Raw genomic sequence first — 20,066 nt, 5'->3', positions numbered from 1 at the left:
ACAGGCGACAAAAGCAATTTCAGGCGGCCTGAATTTGCTTCTGATTTCATAGCTGCACGCCGGGGCGCTGTTGCGGGCCGTGTCGCCAATCAGGGAAAAACGGCATTGCCAGCCTGCTTTCTATTTCTAGAATTTTTCTTTGGCTGGCCCGTTTGCGGGTCTTTCTCACCCTTTCCTGTCAAAACACATGTCCACTTCTTCCTCGCATGCCGCCCCAAAGCCCACCAGCGCAGAAAAGCGCGAGCTGCTGCGCCAAGCTGCGCTGGAATACCACGAGAAACCCGTGCCGGGCAAGATCGCCATTGCGCCCACCAAGCAGCTGGTCAACCAGTACGAGCTGGCGCTGGCCTACAGCCCCGGCGTGGCCGCGCCCTGTGAAGAAATCAAGGCCGATCCGGCGGCGGCTTTCCGCTACACGGCGCGCGGCAATCTGGTGGGCGTGGTCACCAACGGCACGGCGGTGCTGGGGCTGGGTGACATCGGCCCGCTGGCGGGCAAACCGGTCATGGAAGGCAAGGCCGTTTTGTTCAAGAAGTTCTCGGGCATCGACGTGTTCGACATTGAAATCAACGAGAACGACCCCGACCGGCTGGTGGACATCATCGCCGCGCTGGAGCCTACGTTTGGCGGCATCAACCTGGAAGACATCAAGGCGCCCGACTGCTTTCATGTGGAGCGCAAGCTGCGCGAACGCATGAAGATTCCCGTTTTTCACGACGACCAGCACGGCACCGCCATCGTGGTGGGCGCTGCCGTGATGAACGGGCTGAAAGTGGTGGGCAAGCGGCTGCAAGACGTGAAGCTGGTGGTCAGCGGCGCAGGCGCTGCGGCGCTGGCCTGCACGAGCCTGCTCGTCAAACTGGGCATCCGGCGCGAAAACGTGTGGGTCACCGACATCAAGGGCCTGGTCTATGAAGGCCGCACCGAACTGATGGATGCCGACAAAGCCGTCTATGCGCAAAAAACCAGCCTGCGCACGCTGGCTGAAGTGATTGACGGCGCAGACATCTTCCTGGGCCTGTCCGCTGGCGGCGTGCTCAAGCAAGACATGGTGCGGCGCATGGCCCCCCGCCCGCTCGTGCTGGCGCTGGCCAACCCCACGCCGGAAATCATGCCGGAAGAAATCAAGGCCGTGCGCGATGACGCGCTCATCGCCACGGGCCGCACGGACTACCCCAACCAGGTCAACAACGTGCTGTGCTTTCCCTACATCTTCCGTGGCGCGCTGGACTGCGGGGCCACCACCATCACCGACGAGATGAAACTCGCCGCCGTGCACGCCATTGCCGACCTGGCGCAGGCCGAGCAAAGCGAAGTGGTCGCACGCGCCTACGTGGGCGAAAAACTCAGCTTCGGGCCGGAATACCTGATCCCCAAGCCCTTCGATCCGCGCCTGATGATGAAAATCGCGCCCGCCGTGGCGCAAGCCGCTGCCGCCTCCGGCGTGGCCAGCCGCCCCATCGAAGACATGGCCGCCTACATCGAGCGGCTCCAGCACTTCGTCTATGCCTCGGGCACCACCATGAAGCCCATCTTCGCTGCCGCCCGCGCAGCCGCGCCCGGGCGCAAGCGCGTGGCCTACGCCGAAGGCGAAGAAGAACGCGTGCTGCGCGCCGCCCAAATCGTGGTCGATGACGGGCTGGCCCGGCCCACGCTCATTGGCCGCCCGGCCATCATCGCCCAGCGCATCGAAAAATTCGGCCTGCGCCTGCAGCAAGGCGTGCACTACGACGTGGTGAACGTAGAGCAAGACGATCGCTACACACACTTTTGGCAGCAGTACTACGAACTGGCCAAACGCCGTGGCGTCACCGCGCCCATGGCCAAAATCGAAATGCGCCGCCGCTTCTCGCTCATTGGCTGCATGCTGCTGCGCGCCGGCGACGTAGACGGTCTGATCTGCGGCACCTGGGGCGTGCATGCCGCGCACCTGAGATACATCGACCAGGTCATCGGCAAAAAACTCGGCGCGCGCACCTACGCCGCCATGAACGGGCTGATGCTGCCGGGCCGCCAGGTCTTCATGGTGGACACGCACATCAACTACGACCCCAGCGCGGAGCAGCTGGCCGAAATCACCATCATGGCCGCTGAAGAAATGATGCGCTTTGGCCTCAAGCCCAAAGCCGCCTTGCTGTCGCACTCCAGTTTTGGCTCATCCAGCCAGCCCAGCGCCGTGAAAATGCGCCAGGCCCTGGCCCTGCTGCAAGAGCAGGCCCCCTGGCTGCAAGCCGATGGCGAAATGCACGGCGACGCCGCACTCGACAGCGCCCTGCGCAAAACCCTCATGCCCGACAGCCCCCTCACTGGGGACGCCAACTTGCTCGTGCTGCCCGGCATCGACGCCGCCAACATCGCCTACAACCTGCTCAAGGTCGCCGCCGGCGGCAACATCGCCATCGGCCCCATGCTGCTGGGCGCTGCGCGGCCCGTGCACATCCTCACGCCCAGCACCACCGTGCGCCGCATCGTGAACATGACTGCACTGGCCGTGGCCGACGCCAACGCCGCTCACGAATGAGAGAAAAGAGGCGGCTCTCAAAAACCTGCTCAAAGTCTGTCCGTGAATGCGGGAAACGCGGACTCGGGCGCTCGAGGGCGTTGCAAACGCCTCGCAGGGCCACAAGGTCCGTCTGCGGGATTGCGCCTTGCAACCCATCCCAATCCGCTCTTTCGTCTCTCCGGCCAGATGCTGAGCAGGTTCCGAAAGCCGCCCCGCGCTCCAGATGGAGCGCTTGCTTTTTGATACCCCTTGCGGCACACTCGCGGGCTGTTTTTCCGTCATGAAGATGAAAGCCAGCATCATCCGCGCGCTCACCTTGGCTGCCTGCCTGCTGGCGTCGGCAAGCGCACTTCACGCTCGCGGACCTGCGCCCGAAGCTCCGGCTTCAGCGGCAGTGGCCTTGGCTGATTTGCCCGCGCAGGGCCAGCACACCTATTGGCTCATTCTTGCTGGCGGCCCTTTCCCCTTCGAGAAAGACGGCACGGTTTTCGGCAACCGCGAGCGCCTTCTGCCTGTGCAAAGGCGCGGTTACTACCGCGAATACACCGTGCGCACACCAGGCGTGCGCCACCGTGGCGGGCGGCGCATCGTCTGCGGCGGATGGCAGCCCGTGGCGCCTGACACCTGCTACTACAGCGCCGATCACTACAGCAGCTTCCGCCGGATTCAGCCCTGAACAACCTTCACCAAGCAACTCAAATGAATTTGCCTCCCCAAATCCAGGAATCGCCCTTCAAGCGTGTGCGACCCAACATCGTGCAATCCATCCGCGCCTTTCATGCGCATGAACTCCAGGACATCGCCGCGCAACTGGGCCAGCACTTTCTCTATGCCAACCTGGCGCACGCCCATACCAAGCAGGACGTGCTGGAATCCATTGCCGAGCAGTTCTGCTTTCCGCCCCACTTCGGCAAGAACTTTGATGCCCTGTATGACTGCATGACCGACCCGCTGCACAAAAGCGGCCCGCAGCCCGGCTTCGTGGTGCTGCTGGAGCAAATTCCCGCCACGCCCAAATTCGACAAGGACGCCCGCGAGCAACTGCTCGACACCTTCCGCGAAGCCGCTGATTACTGGGGCGACCGGCGCATCCCCTTCCGCTGCTTCTATTCTTTTCTGTAGCCCGTTCTGCGCAACCCGGCCAGGCAGAACGGGCCAATGAGGCCCATGAAGGTGAAGCTTTCGAGGAAGACACCGAAAAACTCCCCGCCGACAAACTGGTGGACATCACCGCCGAAGCGCTGCGCATGAGCAACCCTTTCAGCGCCTATTGGCAATCGGCCGCCTGAAACGCCCTTTTGGTCAGCGCGCCAGTTCCAGAACCCGCCGCAAGGCGGGTTTTTGCTGGTGCAGCCTGAATCCATTCATCACGGTATATTTGCAAGCGTTTGCATGCAAACACATACAAAGGCCCGCACATTGCGTGCTTTTTTTATTTTTCAGTAACACCCCGCCAGCGGCAGCGTCCATGTGCGCTCGCAAGGCGGCTGTTTTCTCTCACTTTTGATGGAGTCAATATCAATGTTCACCCGAAAACTGGCCCTGGCTGCTGCGGCTGGCTCGCTCATGCTGCTGACGGGCTGCGTCAGCACCGACATGAAAATGGGTTCGCAAGATGCCAAGACCGTTGCCACCGGCAGCGCAGCAGGCGCAGCCACTGCTGGCGAAAGCTCCGAGCTTGAAAAATGCAGCTCTCCCCTGGGCACCATCTCGCTGGTGGAAAACCAGGACGCAGGCTGGTACACCATCTTGCGCAACGAGTACAAACTGCCCCCCACTTCCAACCTGCTGCGCCTGCTGATCCAGCAATCCAACTGCTTCGTCGTGGTGGAGCGCGGCGCTGCTGGCATGCGCGCCATGAGCCGCGAGCGCGAGCTGATGCAATCGGGCGAAATGCGCCAGGGCAGCAACTTTGGCCGTGGCCAGATGGTCGCTTCCGACTACGGCCTCTCGCCTGAAATCATCTTCAGCGAAGACAACACAGGCGGTGCGCTGGCAAGCATTGGCGGCCTCTTCGGCAACGCAGGCGCCGTCGCGGGCGCCTTGGCGGCAGGCACGAAAACCCGCCAGGCGTCTACCATGCTCACCCTGGTGGACAACCGCTCCGGCGTGCAAATAGCCGCCTCCGAAGGCAGCGCTTCCAAAATGGACTTTGGCGGCTTTGGCGCGCTCTTTGGCGGCAGCGCAGGCGCGGGCCTCGGCGGCTACCAGCGCACTCCGCAAGGCAAGGTCATCACCGCTGCTTTCATGGATGCCTACAACCAAATGGTTCGCGCCCTGCGCAGCTACAAGGCCCAGTCCGTGCAAGGCCAGGGCCTGGGCGGCGGCGGCCGCCTGACGGTGGATGGCGCCGCTGCGCCCTCGCAAACCTACACCCCGCAAACCGCCCCCAAGCGCGGCAAAACCAGGCGCTCCAGATAAACCGCAAGGCATCAAAAGCCCTGAACGGCTGCCCCGCACACCAGCGGCGGCAGCCGTTTTTGTCTGGCTTGCTGCAATCAGGTGTGTTCAAGCCGCAAAAAACATAGCAGCCTGTCCAGCCTGCACCAAGACCCAAAGCCAATTGGGTATTGAAAAAACAAGCTGGCATACCTGCTTTTGCGCCTGCTCTCTCCTCCTATCATGCGGGGCCGTTTCGTTTCCTCCTCATCTTGCCGTGACCGCGCTATCCACCCCTGACGATCCCATTGCCGCCATTGCCACCGCGCCCGGGCGCGGCGCCGTGGGCATCGTGCGCGTTTCGGGGCCGCGCCTGATGCCGCTGGCGCAAGCGCTGTGCGGGCGAACGCTGCAAGCGCGGCAAGCCACCTACCTGCCGTTTCTGGACGCAGACGGCAGCCCCATCGACCACGGACTGGCGCTCTTTTTCCCCGCGCCGCACTCCTACACCGGCGAAGACGTTCTGGAGCTGCAAGCCCATGGCGGCCCCGTTGTGCTGCAACTGCTGCTGGCGCGCTGCCTGCAAGCGGGTGAAAAGCTGCTGCCCGGCCTGCGGCTGGCGCGGCCCGGCGAATTCACCGAACGCGCCTTTCTGAACGGCAAGCTCGACCTGGCGCAAGCCGAAGCCGTGGCCGACCTGATCGACGCCAGCACCGCCGCCGCCGCCCGCAGCGCCAGCCGCTCACTGGCAGGCGCCTTCTCCGCGCGCATCCAAACCCTGCTGCAAGGGCTGATCCAGCTGCGCATGCTCACCGAAGCCACGCTGGACTTCCCCGAAGAAGAAATCGACTTTCTCACCCAGGCCGGCGCCAGCGGCCAACTCGCCGCCCTGCGCCAACAACTTCATGATGTGCTCGCCAGCGCCCAACAAGGCGCGCTGCTGCGCGAAGGCATCAAAGTCGTCATTGCCGGACAGCCCAACGCCGGCAAAAGCTCCCTGCTCAACGCCCTGGCCGGGGCGGAACTGGCCATCGTCACCGCGCAAGCCGGCACCACGCGCGACATCGTCCAGCAAACCATCCAAATCGAAGGCGTGCCCCTGCACGTGCTCGACACAGCAGGCCTGCGCGACAGCAGCGACGAAGCCGAGCGCATCGGCATCGCCCGCGCCTGGCAACACATCGGCCAAGCCGACGCCGTGCTGCTGCTGCACGACGCCACGCGCCAGGCCGATGCCGCCCACGCAGCCGAAGACGCACGCATCGCCGAGCGCATCGCCGCTGACGCGCCCGCCGCGCCCCTGATTCACATCTGGAACAAAGCCGACGCCCTGCCCCCGCAAGAAACGCCCGCCCTGCCGCCAGACGCCCTGCTGATCTCGGCCCGCACCGGCCAGGGGCTGGACGCCTTGCGCCAGCGCCTGCTGCGCACGGCCGGCTGGCAGACCACGGCGGGCGAAAGCCCCATCATCGCCCGCGAACGCCACCTGGCCGCCCTGCGCCGCACGGAGCAATGCCTGCAAGCCGCGCACAACTGGCTGCACGCCAGCCCGCCCGCCATCGACCTGCTGGCCGAAGAACTGCGCCTGACCCAGCAGGCGCTGGGCGAGATCACCGGCGAATTCACGCCCGACGACTTGCTGGGCGTCATCTTCTCGCGCTTTTGCATTGGCAAGTAGGGCGGCTGCTGATCAACCCGCCTGCCGCCGAAAACGGGCCGCGAAAAGCCGTTATCGCTCTTTTCTTGCATCAAATTCCAGTCATGCCCAAAGTGACATGACAGATGAGCTGCGACAGATGTTGGCCGGACACATGGCCGTGATGAGCAAGAGCGGGCATTGCTGACAGCGTAGCGTCCGGCAAATGATGGAGGCCATCTTTGGCGTGCAGATCACAGGCTGTCAAGCCGCTGGCGTTTGCCCGTCATGGTGCATTCGGCTGGCATCCAGGATCGGGAAAGCCCAAGCTCTGCTGATCAGCCTGTTTTTCAAAACAGCCCGCCGCCTTCGCGCTGCGGCGCGGCCAGCCCCAAATGCCGCCAGGCGGCTTGTGTGGCCACGCGTCCGCGCGGGGTGCGTTGCAAATAGCCCTGCTGGATGAGATAAGGCTCAATCACATCTTCAATGGTGCCCGGCTCTTCGCCAATGGCGGCGGCCACGTTGTCCAGGCCCACGGGGCCGCCGTCAAAGCGGTGAATCACGGCTTCCAGCAGCTTGCGGTCCATCAGGTCAAAGCCTTGCGGGTCCACGTCGAGCATGGCCAGCGCCCGGCGGGCCATTTCTTGCGTGATGCGGCCCTGCCCTTTCACGTCGGCATAGTCGCGCACGCGGCGCAGCAGGCGGTTGGCAATGCGCGGCGTGCCCCGGCTGCGGCGGGCGATTTCCATGGCGCCGTCGGCGTCGGCCGGCACATTCAGCAGCGCCGCCGAGCGCGTGACGATGCGCGCCAGCTCGTCAGGCGTGTAGAACTCCAGCCGCGCCACGATGCCGAAGCGGTCGCGCAAGGGGTTGGTGAGCATGCCCGCGCGCGTGGTGGCGCCCACCAGGGTGAAGGGCTGCAAGTCGAGCTTGATGCTGCGCGCGGCCGGCCCTTCGCCAATCATGATGTCGATCTGGTAGTCCTCCAGCGCGGGGTAGAGGATTTCTTCCACCACGGGGCTTAAGCGGTGAATTTCGTCGATGAAAAGCACATCGTTGCGCTCCAGGTTGGTGAGCAGCGCTGCCAGGTCTTTGGGCTTTTCCAGCACCGGCCCGCTGGTTTGGCGCAGTTGCACGCCCAGCTCGTGCGCGATGATGTGGCTGAGCGTGGTTTTGCCCAGCCCGGGCGGGCCAAAAAGCAGCACGTGATCGAGCGCTTCCTGGCGCTTGCGGGCCGCGCCGATGAAGATTTCAAGCTGCTCGCGCGCCTTGGCCTGGCCCACGTATTCGTCCAGCAGCTTCGGGCGCAAGGCGCGCTCCAGCGCTTCTTCGTTGGGCGAGGCGGGCGCGGCTGAAACCACGCGCCGCGCGGCGCCAGCGGCCGGGGCGAAATCGTCTGTATGAATGCTCATGAGGCGCGCAAGTATGCCTGCGGGGGCAGGCCTGCCGGCGCGCCGCCGCGAAAGTCTGGCCGCAAGCGGAAAACCGCGTTCGCACAGCGCAAAATAAAGCGTTCCACACACTTTGAAACAGCCGCCATGCTTTCCGCCTCTGCCTCGCCGCCCGCCGCCATCACGGAATACCTGCGCAGCCACATCCGCACCGTGCCCGACTGGCCCGCGCCGGGCGTGCAGTTTCGCGACATCACGCCGCTGCTGCAAAACCCGCGCGTTTTCCGCGTGCTGATTGACGCCTTCGTGCACCGCTACATGACGCCCGCCCTGCGGCCGGACGTGGTGGCGGGGCTGGACGCGCGCGGCTTCATCCTGGGCAGCGTGGTGGCCTACGAGCTGAACGTGGGCTTTGTGCCCATCCGCAAAAAGGGCAAGCTGCCCTTCACCACGGTGGAAGAAACCTACGAGCTGGAATACGGCAGCGCCACGGTGGAGCTGCACGCCGATGCCGTCAAGCCAGGCGACCGCGTGCTGCTGATTGACGACCTGATTGCCACCGGCGGCACCATGATGGCGGGCCGCCGCCTGCTGGAGCGCCTGGGCGCCGAAGTCACCGAAGGCGCGGCCATCGTCGATTTGCCGGAGCTGGGCGGCTCCGCGCGCCTGCGCGAAAGCGGCCTGCCGCTGTTCACGCTGGTGGAATTTGACGGGCACTGAAAGGCGCCCTTCCCTGCTTTTTTTGGAGACCGCACCATGCACATCCTCGCCTTGCACGGCATCAATCTGAACATGCTCGGCCAGCGCGACCCGGCCCACTACGGCACGGTCACGCTGGCCGATATTGACGCCGCCATGCAGCGCCTGGCTGACGAGCTGGGCGTGCGGCTGACCTGCTTTCAAACCAACCACGAAGGCCAGATGTGCGAGCGCATCCACCAGGCGCACCGCGAAGGCGTGGACGCCGTGCTCATCAACGCCGGCGCGTGGTCGCACACCAGCGTGGCCATCAGCGACGCGCTGGCCATCCTGCGCTGCCCCGTGGTGGAAGTGCACCTGTCCAACATTCACGCCCGCGAGCCGTTCCGGCACCACTCGCACATTGCCCACGTCGCGCGCGGGCAAATCTGCGGCTTCGGCGCGGACTCGTACCTGCTGGCGCTGCGCGCGGCGGCCGCCTTCAGCCCCTGTGCCCGGCATCCACGCTGACCATCCCGCAACCTGAAAGGAGACAAGCCATGGGCAAACGCCTCACCCAGATCGCCACCCGCACCGGCGACGACGGCACCACCGGCCTGGGCAACAACACCCGCGTGTCCAAAAACAGCCTGCGCCCGCACGCCATGGGCGATGTGGACGAACTCAACAGCCACATCGGCCTGCTGCTGTGCGAAGACCTGCCCGCCGACGTGCGCGAGCTGCTCATCGACATCCAGCACCAGCTCTTCAACCTGGGCGGCGAAATCTCCATTCCGGGCTTTGAGCTGCTCAAGGACGACGCGCTGGCGCAGCTGGACGCCGCCCTTGAGCGCTACAACGCCGCGCTGCCGCGCCTTCAGGAATTCATCCTACCCGCCGGCACGCGCGCCGCCGCGCAATCGCACGTGTGCCGCACCGTGGCGCGCCGCGCCGAACGCGCCGTCGTGGCCGTCTGCGAAGCCGAAAACCTGCGCCCCGCCCCGCGCCAGTACCTCAACCGCCTCTCTGACCTGATGTTCGTGCTCGCCCGCGTGCTCAACCGCCACCGCCCCGACGGCAGCGCGGGCGACGACGTGTACTGGAAAAGCGAGCGGCTGGAGCGAAGCGGCGCATGAACCCGCCCGCCGCGCCCCACAAGCTGGCCGTCCTGATCGACGCCGACAACGCATCGGCCGCCGCCGCAGCCGGGCTGTTCGCGGAAATCGCCAAATACGGCATCGCCAGCGTCAAGCGCATCTACGGCGACTGGAGCCGGCCGACGCCGCAAGGCTGGAGCAAGGAAATCCTGCTAAGGCACGCCGTCATGCCCATGCAGCAGTTCGCCTATACCAAAGGCAAGGACGCGACGGACATGAAACTGATCATCGACGCGATGGACTTGCTCTACAGCGGCGCTTTTGATGGTTTCTGCCTGGTTTCCAGCGACAGCGATTTCACGCCCCTGGCCGCCAGAATACGCGCCAATGGACTCGTCGCATATGGATTCGGCAATAAAAAAACGCCCGAAGCTTTTCGCAACGCCTGCGACCGTTTCATTTACCTTGAAAACCTTCAAAACGAAGCGGAAAACGGCATGGCAAAACCCGAATCCGGCAAGGCGGAAAAGCCTGATTCATCTCTTTCGTCATCCGCTGCGGCAAATAATCCGCCACCAGCTGCGAATATGCGAAAACCCATAGAGGGCGCATTGCGCACGCTGCTTTACACGGCCATCAAACAAAATACGGATGAAGCCACAGGCTGGGCGCACGTGGGGCAAATTGGCCAATACCTGGTCCAGACTCAGCCTGATTTTGACCCCCGCAATTATGGCTACGCCAAGCTCTCGGGCATGCTGAAAGCCTTGGGCGGCCTGCAATTTCGCCATGACGGCTTATATCAGATGTATTGCCGCAAAATTCCATATGGCGAATTGATCAAGCTGCTCAACACAGCCGCTCCGAAACTCCAGGACGCGCAAGGCTGGATGGATATGGAAGCGGCGGGCCAATTCATTGGATCGCGCTGGTCTTATCTGGATTACGGCTTCAAGGATTGGCCTGATTCGTTCAAAACCGTGCATGGTCTTGAAATTCAGGGCCAGCGCATGCGCTTGGCACAAGCCGCAGGCCGCGCCAGCGCGCCACAAGGCCAATGAACCGCCCCGTGCCGCGCCGCCCCGCCCATGCGCCCGGCCCCTGCCAGTCCGCGTCCGGAAGCATCAGAAACAGGAGCGAATTCAAGGGGGATGAAAGTGGATTTTGCGCACTTTCCACTAGGACATCATGCTATGGATACCGTAGCGAAATAAGCCTCCCAGCCGGACCCGCCAGCGGCTGGCCGCTGGCGTCAGGCGTCTGCGCGGCATGAGCCTGCTGTCCATCGAGTTCGCGGCGTTTTTCATGCTGCTGTTTCCGGCCTACTGGGCGCTGCGCCCGTGGCCGGGGGCGCAAAACGCGCTGCTGCTGGCGGCCAGCCTGTTCATGCTGTGGCTGGCCAATCCGTATTTCGCGGCGGCGCTACTGGTTTTTGCCACGGGCGTTTTCGGCGTGGCGCGCGGCATTGCCCAATCCCGCCATGAAAAGGCAAAAAAGCGCTGGCTGGGCGCGGGCGCGGCCCTGATTGCGGCCAATCTGGGTTTTTTCAAATACCACGATTTTTTCGCGGCCCATTTTCCCGCGCCTTTGCAAGAGCCGGTGGCGGCGCTGATTTTTCCGCTGGGGCTTTCGTGGTATTCATTTCAGGCCATTGCGTATCTGGACTGGCTGCGCCAGCGCCCGGCCAGTCTGGCGCTGAAATGGCATGAACTGGTTTTGCACCTGGGCTTTTTCCCCACGGTGACCAGCGGCCCCATTTTCCGCGCGGGGCTGCAAAAAAGCGTGGAGGGGCTGCACGCGGGCGCGGCCATTCAGATTCAGACGCGGCGGCCGCGCCGCCTGCTGAACCCGGCGCTGGCGGTGTGCCTGATTTTGCTGGGCATTACCAAAAAATGGTTTCTGGCCGGCGCGCTGGCCGAACAATTGGTGGATCCGGTTTTTGACAATCCCATGCAGCACGCGCCGCTGACGGTATTGACGGCTATTTACGGCTATACGGCGCAGCTTTTTTTTGATTTTTCGGGTTATTCCGATTTGGTGATTGGCCTGGCCATGCTACTGGGTTTTCATATTCCGCTCAATTTCATGCAGCCGCTGGCGGCGCACAATTTGCGCGAATTCTGGAACCGCTGGCATATCAGCCTTTCCACCTGGATACGCGATTACATCTATATCCCGCTGGGCGGCAGCCGCCACGGTTTTGCGCGCACGCAGCTGAATTTGCTGCTGGCGCTGGGGCTGTCGGGTGCGTGGCACGGGCAAGGCTGGAATTTTTTGCTCTGGGGGCTGGCGCACGGCGCGGGCCTGGCGCTGCTGAATGCGGGCGATGCGCTCACCGGGCGGCGCAACGCGCTGGCGGGCACGGCGGCGGGGCGCTTTGCGGGGCGGCTGGCCACGGCGCATTTCGTGTGCCTGGCCTTCGTGGTGTTTCGCGTGACCGATGCGGAAAGCCTGGCCGCCGTGTGGCAGGCGCTGGCCGCGCCCGATACGCCCTGGGCCACGCTGCCGCCGCCGCGCGCGCTGGCCTGGCTGGCGCTGCTGGCCGCCGCCTGGCTGCTGTGCCGCCCGCTGGCCGCCGCCTTTGCCGCCTGCGTGGCGCTGATGCAGCGCCTGCCCGTGCTGGCGTGGGCGCTGCCTGCCAGTGCGCTCATGGGCTTGCTCATCATCGTGGCGCCGCCGGGTGTGCCGGGGTTCATTTATGCGGGGTTCTGAAGGGGCGATGAACGCGCACGCGGGCCGGCGCGTGGGCGCGGCAGGGCTGTTTGCGGCGCTGGCGCTCACTGGCGCGCTCACGCTGTGGTTCGGGCAAGACTCATTCAACGCCTGGTGGCTGCAAACCTGGCATCAGCGCAGCCCGCTGGAGCGCCTGAACGCCTGGCCGCAGTGGCGCAGCGCAGCGGCCCTGCGCGCCCGCCTGCAAGCCTGGCATGACGGCCCCGCTTCTATGGAACAAGCCGTGGCGGCGGGTCTGGCCGCCGCCAGCGCGCCCGAAGCGCCCGGCATCCCTGAATTGCCGCCCGTGCCGCCCGCGCCTGAAGCGCCTCAGACACCTGATGCGCCGCAAGAAAACGCCGCGCCGCCCGTCATACGCCTGGCTGCGGCAGACAAAGTGCTGTTCGTGGGCGACTCCATGATGCAAAGCATCGCCCCTTTGCTCCAGCGGACGCTGCTGCGCGAAGGCGGCATCCGCTCCATCAACCTGAGCCGCCACAGCACGGGCCTGACCAACGCCGCCTACTTCAACTGGCCGCAGGCGGTGGAAGCGGCCCTGCGCCAGCACCCGGACACGCGCCTGGTCGTCGTGTTTCTGGGCGCGAACGACCCTTGGGATTTTTTTGAAAGCCGCAGCCGCAAACGCTTTGGCACGCCCGAGTGGGATGAAGCCTACGCCGCGCGCGCCTTGCGCATCACCCGCGTCGCGCGCCAGGCGGGCGCGTCCGTCATCTGGATTGGCCTGCCGCTGATGCGCGCCAATGACTACGGACAGCGCATCCGCCGTCTGAACGCCGTGCTGGCGCAAAACCTGGACGCCGCCGCGCTCTGGCTGCCCACCGAAGAGCTGCTGGGCGACGGCACGCCAAGCTACGCCGACAGCATCCGCCTGGAAGGCAAGCTCACCCGCGTGCGCCACGCCGACGGCATCCACCTGGCCCTGCCCGGCCAGAGGCGACTGGCCAGCCACGTGCGCCAGTTCATCGAATACGCGCCCGCCGCCGCGCCCAAAGCAGACGCAAAAACCAGCGCAGAGGCGGCGGCCCGCCCCCCTGCCATGCCGCCCAATCCGGCTCCAGCCCTTTGAATACGGGCGCTGGCCACTATCAAAACAAGAGCAATGCGCGGCTCTGAGCCTGTTCAAAACCTCTCGCGAAGACAGATTTTGAACAGGTTCTCAGGCGGCGGCGGGCGGCAACAGGGCGGCCACGCCGTACAGGCGGGCCAGCTCGGCCAGGCGGGCGGGCATGCCGTGGACGGCGAAGCGCTTGCCTTCCAGCAGGCAGCTGCGGCGGCATTCGAGCAGCACGGCCAGGGCTGAAGAGTCAAACTGCGTGAGGGCTGAAGCGTCGGCCACCACGGTCTGCTCGCCAGCGGTGTGGGTGGCCTGGCGCAGCATCACAAGGCAGGCGGCGGCCTGCTTGTGGGTGAGTTCGGCGGGCAGCACCAGCATGTCAGCGCTCACTTGGCGGCGTTGCTCTTGTTGCGCTCGACGAGCGAGGCGATCAGGCCGTCGATGCCGCTTTGATTGACCTGCTGCGAGAACTGGGGCCGGTAGTTGGCGATGAGCCATACGCCCATGATGTTGAGGTCGTAAATCTTCCAGCCGGAGCTGCTGCCGGGGGCCTTTTCAAGGCGGTAGTCCAGCTGCACTGGCTCGCTGCCGCCGCTGCTTTGGATCAGGGTGCGCACGGTGATTTCGTCGTCTCCCGCAGCCTTGGAGGGCATGGGGCGGATGTCGAAGGTCTGGTCCTTCACCTTCTTGAGCGCGCCCGCATAGGTGCGCACCAGCAGCATCTTGAATTCCTGCTCCAGCCGCTTGCGCTGCGCCTCGCTGGCCTGCCGCCAGCCGGGGCCGACGGCAGAAGCCGTCATGCGGCGGAAATTGATGTTGGGCATGATTTTTTCGTCCACCAGCTGCATGAGACGGTCTATGTCGCCTGCCTGCATGGCCTTGTCGGCCTTGATGGTTTGCAGCACTTCCTGCGAGAGGCGGCCAATCCAGGCATCCGGCGTTTCGCCAGCGGCGCGGGCGGTGGCGGGCAGGCCCAGCGCCAGCGCGGCGGCCAGGGCTGGCGCGCCCAGCAGCAGGGCGCGGCGCGGCAGGGCGGAGAGCGGGGTGTTTTGCATGAGGGTTCCCTTCGTTTCATGGTGCGCCGCCAGAAGGGCGGCGGGCAGGGGGCGTATTGGAATGCAGATTGGCGGCGCGCGCTGGCGCAGCCGGTTACAAAGTGTCTGCAAAAGAAGTGGCCGGCAGCCGCCAGGAGCCGCGCGGGCGTCATGGCTTCAGAACAGCCATCCGGATCGCAGACGGACGCGGGCGCAACGCTTGTTTGCCGTCGGCCGCAAGGGGCGGCGAATCGGGACGGGCGGCATGGCCCAAGACCGCCCGGCTCTCCGCACTTTTGCGCCTGCGAGCAGGCTGCAAGCAGGTTCTCTGGCAAGGGATACGAAGGTGCGGGGGCCTATCAAAAAAGGAGCAAATTCAGGCAGGCAAAAAACAGTGGTTGCGCAAGCTCTTCTAGGACCTAATGCTACGGATTAAGGAGCGAAATCTGCCGCTTTCTGCCGTCTTTTCGCTGGCCTCTTGCAGGCGCGGACAGGGTGGTTTGGGGCGGCTCCATCCAGCAGCCGGTTTACGGCGCGCCGCCATCCGCCTGGCTGGCTGGGGCGGCATCGGGCTGGGCTGCGGGGGCAGCGTCAGGGTTGTCGTAGTCGGGGTAGCCGTCATCCTGGCCCGGTTCGGCGGGCGGGTTGCCGTCGTACACGTCGTTGCGGCGCTTTTGCAGCCAGGCGTCGCGGGTGAAGGCGTAGTCGTCAATGGATGCGCCGCTGAGTACGTCTTCCACGCCGAGCAGGCGCGAGCGCGCATCCACGAAGCTCAGCGCAGCCAGGCTGTTGCGCAAGCGGATGCTGTGGACGTGGGCGCGCGGGTTGCCGTAGTAGTCGGCGGGCATGCTGAGCGCGTCGCGCAGGGTGGAGGGGCCAAGCAGCGGCACCACGAAGTAGGGGCCGGGCGGCACGCCCCACCAGGCCAGGGTCTGTCCGAAGTCTTCGCGGTAGCGGCGGATGCGCATTTCGCTGGCGGGGTCGAGCACGCCGCCCAAGCCGATGGTGGTATTGACGATGACGCGCCAGAAGGAGTGCAGCGCCCGCTCCGGCTTGGCTTGCAGCACGTTATTGACGAAGGACCAGACGTCGGAGAGGTTGTCGAAGAAGTTGCCAACCCCGGTGCGCACGGGCTGCGGCATGGCCTTCTGGTAGGCCGTGGCCACGGGGCGCATGACGGCATCGTCCACAGCGGTGTTAAAGCGCGTCATGGAGCGGTTGTAGTTTTCCCAGGGATCGTGCGGGTTGCCGCCGGGGGCGCTGGCGCAGGCCGACAAGGCCAGGGCCACGCTGGCTGCGGCCAGCTTGCACAGGGTGCGGGCGTGGGTCTTCATGGGCGTTTTACTTTTTGTCGCCGCCGTCGGCGGCGCTGTTGTAGAGGAACTGGCTGATGACGTTTTCAAGCACGACGGCGCTTTGGGTGGACTTGACCACGTCGCCCGCTGCCAGGTTTTCTTCCGAAGCGCCCGCTTCCACGCCGATGTATTGCTCGCCCAGCAGGCCGCTGGTGAGCACTTTCAGCGAGCTGTCTTTGGGAAAGTGGTAGCGCGTGTCCATCTCCAGCGTGACTTGCGCCTGAAAGCGCTGGTCGTCAAAGCGGATGTCGGCCACGCGGCCCACGAGCACGCCCGCGCTGCGCACGGCGGCCTTGGGTTTGAGGCCGCCGATGTTGTCAAACAGCGCGGTGACGCGGTAGGTGGGCTGCCAGTTCAGGCTCAGCAAATTGGCCGATTGCAGGGCCAGAAAGACGAGGGCGGCCGCGCCGATGAGCACGAACAGGCCCACCCAGACATCGTTTTTGGAGCGCTCCATGAGGCGTTTTTCCTTTTTTCTCAAAGACTGAACATGAATGCGGTGAGCACGAAGTCCAGCCCCAGCACCAGCAGCGAGGCCATGACGACGGTGCGCGTGGTGGCGCGGGCCACGCCTTCGGCCGTGGGGCGGGCGGCGTAGCCTTGCAGCAGGGCCACGAAGGTGACGGTCACGCCGAATACCACGCTTTTGACGATGCCGTTGCCCAAGTCCGCCCACACGCTCACGCCGCCTTGCATCTGGCTCCAGAACATGCCGGGGTCCACGCCAATCATGGGCACGCTCACCACCCAGCCGCCCAGAATGCCGACGGCATTGAACACGGCCGCCAGCAGCGGCATGACGATGACGCCCGCCCAAAAGCGCGGCGCGAGGATGCGGCGCACGGGGTCAATGGCCATCATCTCCATCGCCGAAAGCTGCTCGCCCGCCTTCATCAACCCGATTTCCGCCGTGAGCGAGGTGCCCGCGCGCCCGGCGAACAGCAGCGCCGTCACCACCGGCCCCAGTTCGCGCACAAGCGACAGCGCCACCATCAGCCCCACGGCCTCTGCCGAGCCGTAGCGCTGGAGGATGTTGTAGCCCTGAAGCGCCAGCACAAAGCCCACGAACAGACCCGAGACGGCGATGATGGCCAGCGAGTGGTTGCCCAGAAAGTGAATCTGGTCGCGCACCAGCGCGAAGCGCCGCAGCGCCGGCCCGGCCAGCGCCAGCAGCCGCCAAAACAGGCGCGCCGCACGGCCCAGATCGGCCAGCAGGCGGCGCGCGGCGTAGCCCACGCGGGCGGGATGCAGCCCCTTCATGCCAGCGCTCCGTAGTCTTGCTCGGCGCTGGGGCCGGGGTAGTGAAAATGCACAGGGCCATCAGGCTCGGCGCGGATGAACTGGCGCACCAGCGGATCGGCGCTGCCGCGCACTTCATCGGGCGTGCCTTCGGCAGCCACGCGGCCATTGGCCAGGATGAGCACGCGGTCGGCAATGCGGAAGGTTTCGTCCACATCGTGCGAGACGACGAGGCTGGTGATGCCCAGCGCGTCATTGAGCTGGCGAATCAGGCGCGCTGCCGTGCCCAGCGAAATCGGGTCCAGTCCGGCAAACGGCTCGTCATACATCACCAGCTCCGGGTCCAGCGCAATGGCGCGCGCCAGCGCCACGCGCCGCGCCATGCCGCCGGAAATTTCGGCAGGCATCAAATCGCGCGCGCCGCGCAGGCCCACGGCATCCAGCTTCATCAGCACGATGTCGCGAATCAGCGCGGGCGGCAAATCAGTGTGCTCGCGCAAGGGGAAGGCCACGTTTTCAAACACCGACAAATCCGTGAACAGCGCCCCGAACTGAAACAGCATGCCCATGCGCCGCCGCGTGGCGTAAAGCCGCGCCTGGCCCATGCCGCCCACATCGCGCCCGTCAAACAGCACCTGGCCCGACTGCGCGCGCTGCTGCCCGCCAATCAGGCGCAGCACCGTCGTCTTGCCGCCGCCGGAAGCGCCCATGAGCGCCGTCACCTTGCCGCGCGGCACGGTCAGCGACACGCCATCCAGCACCACGCGCTGGCCATAACCGAACACCACATCGCGCAGCTCCACCAGCGCGCCGCTGGCGGCCTGGGGCGTTTCAGAGGTTTCTGGCATGGGCAGGTGAAGGCGAGAGACAGGGAAAGGGCGAAAAAGGCATTCCGCGCAAGGCATGAGAAATGCCGCCTGGCAAAGAGCCAGAAAGCCTGCGGGCGAAAGCAGCGGCCAGCCGGCCCCAAAAAATCAAGGCCGGGCATGATACGAGATTTTCCCTTGGGCGCCTGCTGCCAAAAAGAGCGGCTTTTCGAGGCATTGAAGCGCTTGCGGCAGGCGTTTGCATAAATGCCTTCATGCCGAATAAACCGGCAAAAGCAGCCGGGCCGGATGGCATTTTTGCGTGAATATGAATGGCGCTCATATAAACGCCAGGCTGCAAATTGCCTTCTGCATAAAGCATTGAGCCGTTTACTCTTTCTCACGCCCGCGCCGCTTTTTGGGCCGATACTCGCGAGTCTGGATGGCGTGGACAAGCCCTGAGCCAGGCCCATTGCACTTTTGCTTCGCATTTTTGCTTCACGCTTTTGCTTCGCTTTTCAAGCTGCCAGGCCCGCACGGCGTTTCCTCCGAGGGGCGCTGCAAACCCGGAGTGGCATTTCCTCCTCCCTCCTCCTTTCGCTCCGGGTCGCCTGGCAGCCTTTTCTCTTTTCTCCTTTTTTTGCACCGTCCCGGTCTGGGCGGTTTCCGGGGCGGTTTTTGCCTGGCCTTGTTTTCAGAGGGCGGCTCCTACAATCCGCGCCCCATGCAAAACGCCCTTTCTTCCCTCACCGCCCTTTCTCCGCTGGATGGCCGCTACGCCGCCAAACTGGCCGCGCTGCGGCCCGTGATGAGCGAATTTGGCTACATGCAGCGCCGCGTGCAAGTGGAGCTGACGTGGTTCATCGCCCTCTCGGACGCGGGCTTTGCCGAATTCACGCCGCTGCCCGCTGACGACCGCGCCTTTTTGCTGGCGCTCGTGCGCAACTTCAGCGAAGCCGACGCGCAAGCCATCAAAGACAAGGAAAAAGAAACCAACCACGACGTCAAAGCCGTCGAATACTGGATCAAAAGCCGCTTCGCGGGCCGCCCCGCGCTGCTGGCGGCGGCCGAATTCGTTCACTTTGCCTGCACCAGCGAAGACATCAACAACACCAGCCACGCGCTGCAATTGCAGGCCGGGCGCGACATCTGGCTGCAAGGGCTGGATGCCGTGCTGGCGCGCCTGCGCGATCTGGCGCATGAGCACGCGGCGCAGCCCATGCTCAGCCGCACGCACGGGCAAACGGCCAGCCCCACCACCGTGGGCAAGGAGCTGGCGAACATCGCCGCCCGCTTGGCCTCTGCGCGCGAACGCGTGGCCGGCGTGCGGCTGCTGGCCAAGATGAATGGGGCCGTGGGCAACTACAACGCGCACCTGGCCGCCTGGCCTGATTTCGACTGGGAAGCCTTCAGCCGCCGCGTGATCGAGCAGCCCGCCCCGCAAGGCCTGGGCCTGGCGTTTCAGCCCTACAGCATCCAGATCGAGCCGCACGACTACATGGCCGAGCTGTTCGACGCCGTGGCGCGCGCCAACACCATCCTGATCGACGCCTGCCGCGACATCTGGGGCTACATCAGCCTGGGCTACTTCAAGCAAAAGCTCAAGGCGGGCGAAATTGGCTCCAGCACCATGCCGCACAAAGTCAATCCCATCGACTTTGAAAACGCCGAAGGCAACCTGGGCCTGGCCAACGCGCTGCTGCGCCACCTGGCCGAAAAGCTGCCCATCAGCCGCTGGCAGCGCGATCTGACCGATTCCACCGTGCTGCGCAACATGGGCGTGGCGCTGGGCTACGCCGTGCTGGCCTGCCAGTCGCTGCTTGCGGGCCTGAACAAGCTGGAGCTGAACGCCCCCGCGCTGGAGGCCGATCTGGACGCCGCCTGGGAAGTGCTGGCCGAACCCATCCAGACCGTGATGCGCCGCTTTGGCGTGCCCGGCGCGTATGAAAAGCTCAAGGCCGCCACGCGCGGCCAGCACGTCACGCGCGAAGCGCTGCACGCACTCATCAACGAACTGGCCATTCCCGCCGCCGAAAAAGCGCGCCTGCTCGCCCTCACCCCCGCCCGCTACACCGGCAAGGCCGCCGAGCTGGCGCGGCGCATCTGAACGCGCCGCCGCGCAGACCGCAGCCGTCATGGGCGCGCGGCTCTGGCTGGCCAG

At 65.0% G+C, this 20,066-nt stretch carries 20 protein-coding genes; 12 read left to right on the top strand and 8 right to left on the bottom strand.

What is annotated here, in order from left to right:
* Window positions 1–187 precede the first annotated feature (187 nt).
* The 5 genes from QB898_RS10770 to mnmE all read left to right on the top strand — a co-directional run bounded on the left by QB898_RS10770 (window position 188) and on the right by mnmE (window position 6,560).
* The gene (locus QB898_RS10770; RefSeq protein ID WP_279524957.1) at window positions 188–2,521 is read left to right on the top strand and encodes an NADP-dependent malic enzyme; all 2,334 of its coding nucleotides are present in this window, start codon (window positions 188–190) and stop codon (window positions 2,519–2,521) included.
* Between the two features lie 262 nt (window positions 2,522–2,783).
* Entirely contained in the window at window positions 2,784–3,179 is a 396-nt protein-coding gene (locus QB898_RS10765; protein ID WP_050714917.1) for a ribonuclease domain-containing protein, read from the top strand.
* A gap of 23 nt (window positions 3,180–3,202) precedes the next feature.
* Window positions 3,203–3,625, top strand: a complete 423-nt coding sequence (locus QB898_RS10760) for a barstar family protein (protein WP_050714918.1) — start codon at window positions 3,203–3,205, stop codon at window positions 3,623–3,625.
* Window positions 3,626–4,024: 399 nt separating this feature from the next.
* On the top strand, window positions 4,025–4,924 hold the full coding sequence (locus QB898_RS10755; protein ID WP_279524956.1) for a CsgG/HfaB family protein: 900 nt from the start codon (window positions 4,025–4,027) through the stop codon (window positions 4,922–4,924).
* A 235-nt stretch (window positions 4,925–5,159) separates the two neighbouring features.
* A complete protein-coding gene (mnmE, locus tag QB898_RS10750) occupies window positions 5,160–6,560 on the top strand; it encodes a tRNA uridine-5-carboxymethylaminomethyl(34) synthesis GTPase MnmE (RefSeq protein WP_279524955.1) in 1,401 nt (466 codons plus the stop codon).
* 308 nt (window positions 6,561–6,868) lie between these two features.
* Here the strand turns inward: mnmE and ruvB are convergent, their stop codons facing one another.
* Window positions 6,869–7,930: a Holliday junction branch migration DNA helicase RuvB gene (ruvB, locus tag QB898_RS10745; RefSeq protein ID WP_050714922.1), complete on the bottom strand. Its 1,062-nt coding sequence runs from the start codon at window positions 7,928–7,930 to the stop codon at window positions 6,869–6,871.
* A gap of 126 nt (window positions 7,931–8,056) precedes the next feature.
* Between ruvB and QB898_RS10740 the strand changes: the two genes are divergently transcribed.
* The 6 genes from QB898_RS10740 to QB898_RS10715 all read left to right on the top strand — a co-directional run bounded on the left by QB898_RS10740 (window position 8,057) and on the right by QB898_RS10715 (window position 13,483).
* Complete coding sequence (locus QB898_RS10740) at window positions 8,057–8,629, top strand: adenine phosphoribosyltransferase (protein ID WP_279524954.1); 573 nt, start codon at window positions 8,057–8,059, stop codon at window positions 8,627–8,629.
* Between the two features lie 36 nt (window positions 8,630–8,665).
* Complete coding sequence (gene aroQ / locus QB898_RS10735) at window positions 8,666–9,118, top strand: type II 3-dehydroquinate dehydratase (RefSeq protein WP_279524953.1); 453 nt, start codon at window positions 8,666–8,668, stop codon at window positions 9,116–9,118.
* A 29-nt stretch (window positions 9,119–9,147) separates the two neighbouring features.
* Window positions 9,148–9,723: a cob(I)yrinic acid a,c-diamide adenosyltransferase gene (locus QB898_RS10730; RefSeq protein ID WP_279524952.1), complete on the top strand. Its 576-nt coding sequence runs from the start codon at window positions 9,148–9,150 to the stop codon at window positions 9,721–9,723.
* A complete protein-coding gene (locus QB898_RS10725; RefSeq protein ID WP_279524951.1) occupies window positions 9,720–10,745 on the top strand; it encodes an NYN domain-containing protein in 1,026 nt (341 codons plus the stop codon). Before QB898_RS10730 ends, QB898_RS10725 begins: the two co-directional genes overlap by 4 nt.
* Before the next feature lie 208 nt (window positions 10,746–10,953).
* On the top strand, window positions 10,954–12,396 hold the full coding sequence (locus QB898_RS10720) for an MBOAT family O-acyltransferase (RefSeq protein ID WP_279524950.1): 1,443 nt from the start codon (window positions 10,954–10,956) through the stop codon (window positions 12,394–12,396).
* Between the two features lie 7 nt (window positions 12,397–12,403).
* Entirely contained in the window at window positions 12,404–13,483 is a 1,080-nt protein-coding gene (locus QB898_RS10715; protein ID WP_279524949.1) for an SGNH/GDSL hydrolase family protein, read from the top strand.
* 90 nt (window positions 13,484–13,573) lie between these two features.
* On the opposite strand, the gene QB898_RS10710 is transcribed toward QB898_RS10715, so the two are convergent.
* The 7 genes from QB898_RS10710 to QB898_RS10680 form a co-directional block, all read right to left on the bottom strand.
* Window positions 13,574–13,849 (bottom strand): STAS domain-containing protein, encoded by a 276-nt coding sequence (locus QB898_RS10710; protein WP_050716395.1) that lies wholly within the window; start codon window positions 13,847–13,849, stop codon window positions 13,574–13,576.
* 8 nt (window positions 13,850–13,857) lie between these two features.
* Complete coding sequence (locus QB898_RS10705; protein WP_279524948.1) at window positions 13,858–14,526, bottom strand: MlaC/ttg2D family ABC transporter substrate-binding protein; 669 nt, start codon at window positions 14,524–14,526, stop codon at window positions 13,858–13,860.
* A gap of 506 nt (window positions 14,527–15,032) precedes the next feature.
* On the bottom strand, window positions 15,033–15,839 hold the full coding sequence (locus QB898_RS10700) for an MlaA family lipoprotein (protein ID WP_279524947.1): 807 nt from the start codon (window positions 15,837–15,839) through the stop codon (window positions 15,033–15,035).
* 7 nt (window positions 15,840–15,846) lie between these two features.
* Complete coding sequence (gene mlaD, locus QB898_RS10695; RefSeq protein WP_050714930.1) at window positions 15,847–16,317, bottom strand: outer membrane lipid asymmetry maintenance protein MlaD; 471 nt, start codon at window positions 16,315–16,317, stop codon at window positions 15,847–15,849.
* A 20-nt stretch (window positions 16,318–16,337) separates the two neighbouring features.
* Complete coding sequence (gene mlaE, locus QB898_RS10690) at window positions 16,338–17,120, bottom strand: lipid asymmetry maintenance ABC transporter permease subunit MlaE (RefSeq protein WP_050714931.1); 783 nt, start codon at window positions 17,118–17,120, stop codon at window positions 16,338–16,340.
* Window positions 17,117–17,947: an ABC transporter ATP-binding protein gene (locus QB898_RS10685; RefSeq protein WP_279524946.1), complete on the bottom strand. Its 831-nt coding sequence runs from the start codon at window positions 17,945–17,947 to the stop codon at window positions 17,117–17,119. The genes mlaE and QB898_RS10685 overlap by 4 nt, the downstream gene beginning before the upstream one ends.
* The gene (locus QB898_RS10680; RefSeq protein WP_279524945.1) at window positions 17,931–18,248 is read right to left on the bottom strand and encodes a hypothetical protein; all 318 of its coding nucleotides are present in this window, start codon (window positions 18,246–18,248) and stop codon (window positions 17,931–17,933) included. The genes QB898_RS10685 and QB898_RS10680 overlap by 17 nt, the downstream gene beginning before the upstream one ends.
* Before the next feature lie 381 nt (window positions 18,249–18,629).
* Here QB898_RS10680 and purB point away from each other — a divergent pair, with 381 nt between their 5' ends.
* On the top strand, window positions 18,630–20,012 hold the full coding sequence (gene purB, locus QB898_RS10675; protein ID WP_279524944.1) for an adenylosuccinate lyase: 1,383 nt from the start codon (window positions 18,630–18,632) through the stop codon (window positions 20,010–20,012).
* Window positions 20,013–20,066 lie beyond the last annotated feature (54 nt).

The sequence above is a fragment of the Ottowia cancrivicina genome (assembly GCF_029813755.1).
Taxonomy (GTDB): domain Bacteria; phylum Pseudomonadota; class Gammaproteobacteria; order Burkholderiales; family Burkholderiaceae_C; genus Ottowia; species Ottowia massiliensis.
The sequence above is the reverse complement of the archived record's forward strand: the minus strand, read 5'-3'. Positions and strand labels throughout refer to the sequence as shown.

Excerpts from the sequence above, each read along its gene's own strand:
- QB898_RS10765 (WP_050714917.1), top strand. The coding sequence starts at position 2,784 with ATGAAGATGAAAGCCAGCATCATCCGCGCGCTCACCTTGGCTGCCTGC.
- ruvB (WP_050714922.1), bottom strand. The coding sequence starts at position 7,930 with ATGAGCATTCATACAGACGATTTCGCCCCGGCCGCTGGCGCCGCGCGG.
- QB898_RS10740 (WP_279524954.1), top strand. The coding sequence starts at position 8,057 with ATGCTTTCCGCCTCTGCCTCGCCGCCCGCCGCCATCACGGAATACCTG.
- QB898_RS10705 (WP_279524948.1), bottom strand. The coding sequence starts at position 14,526 with ATGCAAAACACCCCGCTCTCCGCCCTGCCGCGCCGCGCCCTGCTGCTG.
- QB898_RS10720 (WP_279524950.1), top strand. The coding sequence starts at position 10,954 with ATGAGCCTGCTGTCCATCGAGTTCGCGGCGTTTTTCATGCTGCTGTTT.
- QB898_RS10730 (WP_279524952.1), top strand. The coding sequence starts at position 9,148 with ATGGGCAAACGCCTCACCCAGATCGCCACCCGCACCGGCGACGACGGC.
- mlaD (WP_050714930.1), bottom strand. The coding sequence starts at position 16,317 with ATGGAGCGCTCCAAAAACGATGTCTGGGTGGGCCTGTTCGTGCTCATC.
- QB898_RS10700 (WP_279524947.1), bottom strand. The coding sequence starts at position 15,839 with ATGAAGACCCACGCCCGCACCCTGTGCAAGCTGGCCGCAGCCAGCGTG.
- QB898_RS10680 (WP_279524945.1), bottom strand. The coding sequence starts at position 18,248 with ATGAGCGCCATTCATATTCACGCAAAAATGCCATCCGGCCCGGCTGCT.
- QB898_RS10770 (WP_279524957.1), top strand. The coding sequence starts at position 188 with ATGTCCACTTCTTCCTCGCATGCCGCCCCAAAGCCCACCAGCGCAGAA.
- QB898_RS10715 (WP_279524949.1), top strand. The coding sequence starts at position 12,404 with ATGAACGCGCACGCGGGCCGGCGCGTGGGCGCGGCAGGGCTGTTTGCG.
- QB898_RS10760 (WP_050714918.1), top strand. The coding sequence starts at position 3,203 with ATGAATTTGCCTCCCCAAATCCAGGAATCGCCCTTCAAGCGTGTGCGA.
- QB898_RS10725 (WP_279524951.1), top strand. The coding sequence starts at position 9,720 with ATGAACCCGCCCGCCGCGCCCCACAAGCTGGCCGTCCTGATCGACGCC.
- QB898_RS10755 (WP_279524956.1), top strand. The coding sequence starts at position 4,025 with ATGTTCACCCGAAAACTGGCCCTGGCTGCTGCGGCTGGCTCGCTCATG.
- purB (WP_279524944.1), top strand. The coding sequence starts at position 18,630 with ATGCAAAACGCCCTTTCTTCCCTCACCGCCCTTTCTCCGCTGGATGGC.
- mlaE (WP_050714931.1), bottom strand. The coding sequence starts at position 17,120 with ATGAAGGGGCTGCATCCCGCCCGCGTGGGCTACGCCGCGCGCCGCCTG.
- QB898_RS10685 (WP_279524946.1), bottom strand. The coding sequence starts at position 17,947 with ATGCCAGAAACCTCTGAAACGCCCCAGGCCGCCAGCGGCGCGCTGGTG.
- aroQ (WP_279524953.1), top strand. The coding sequence starts at position 8,666 with ATGCACATCCTCGCCTTGCACGGCATCAATCTGAACATGCTCGGCCAG.
- QB898_RS10710 (WP_050716395.1), bottom strand. The coding sequence starts at position 13,849 with ATGCTGGTGCTGCCCGCCGAACTCACCCACAAGCAGGCCGCCGCCTGC.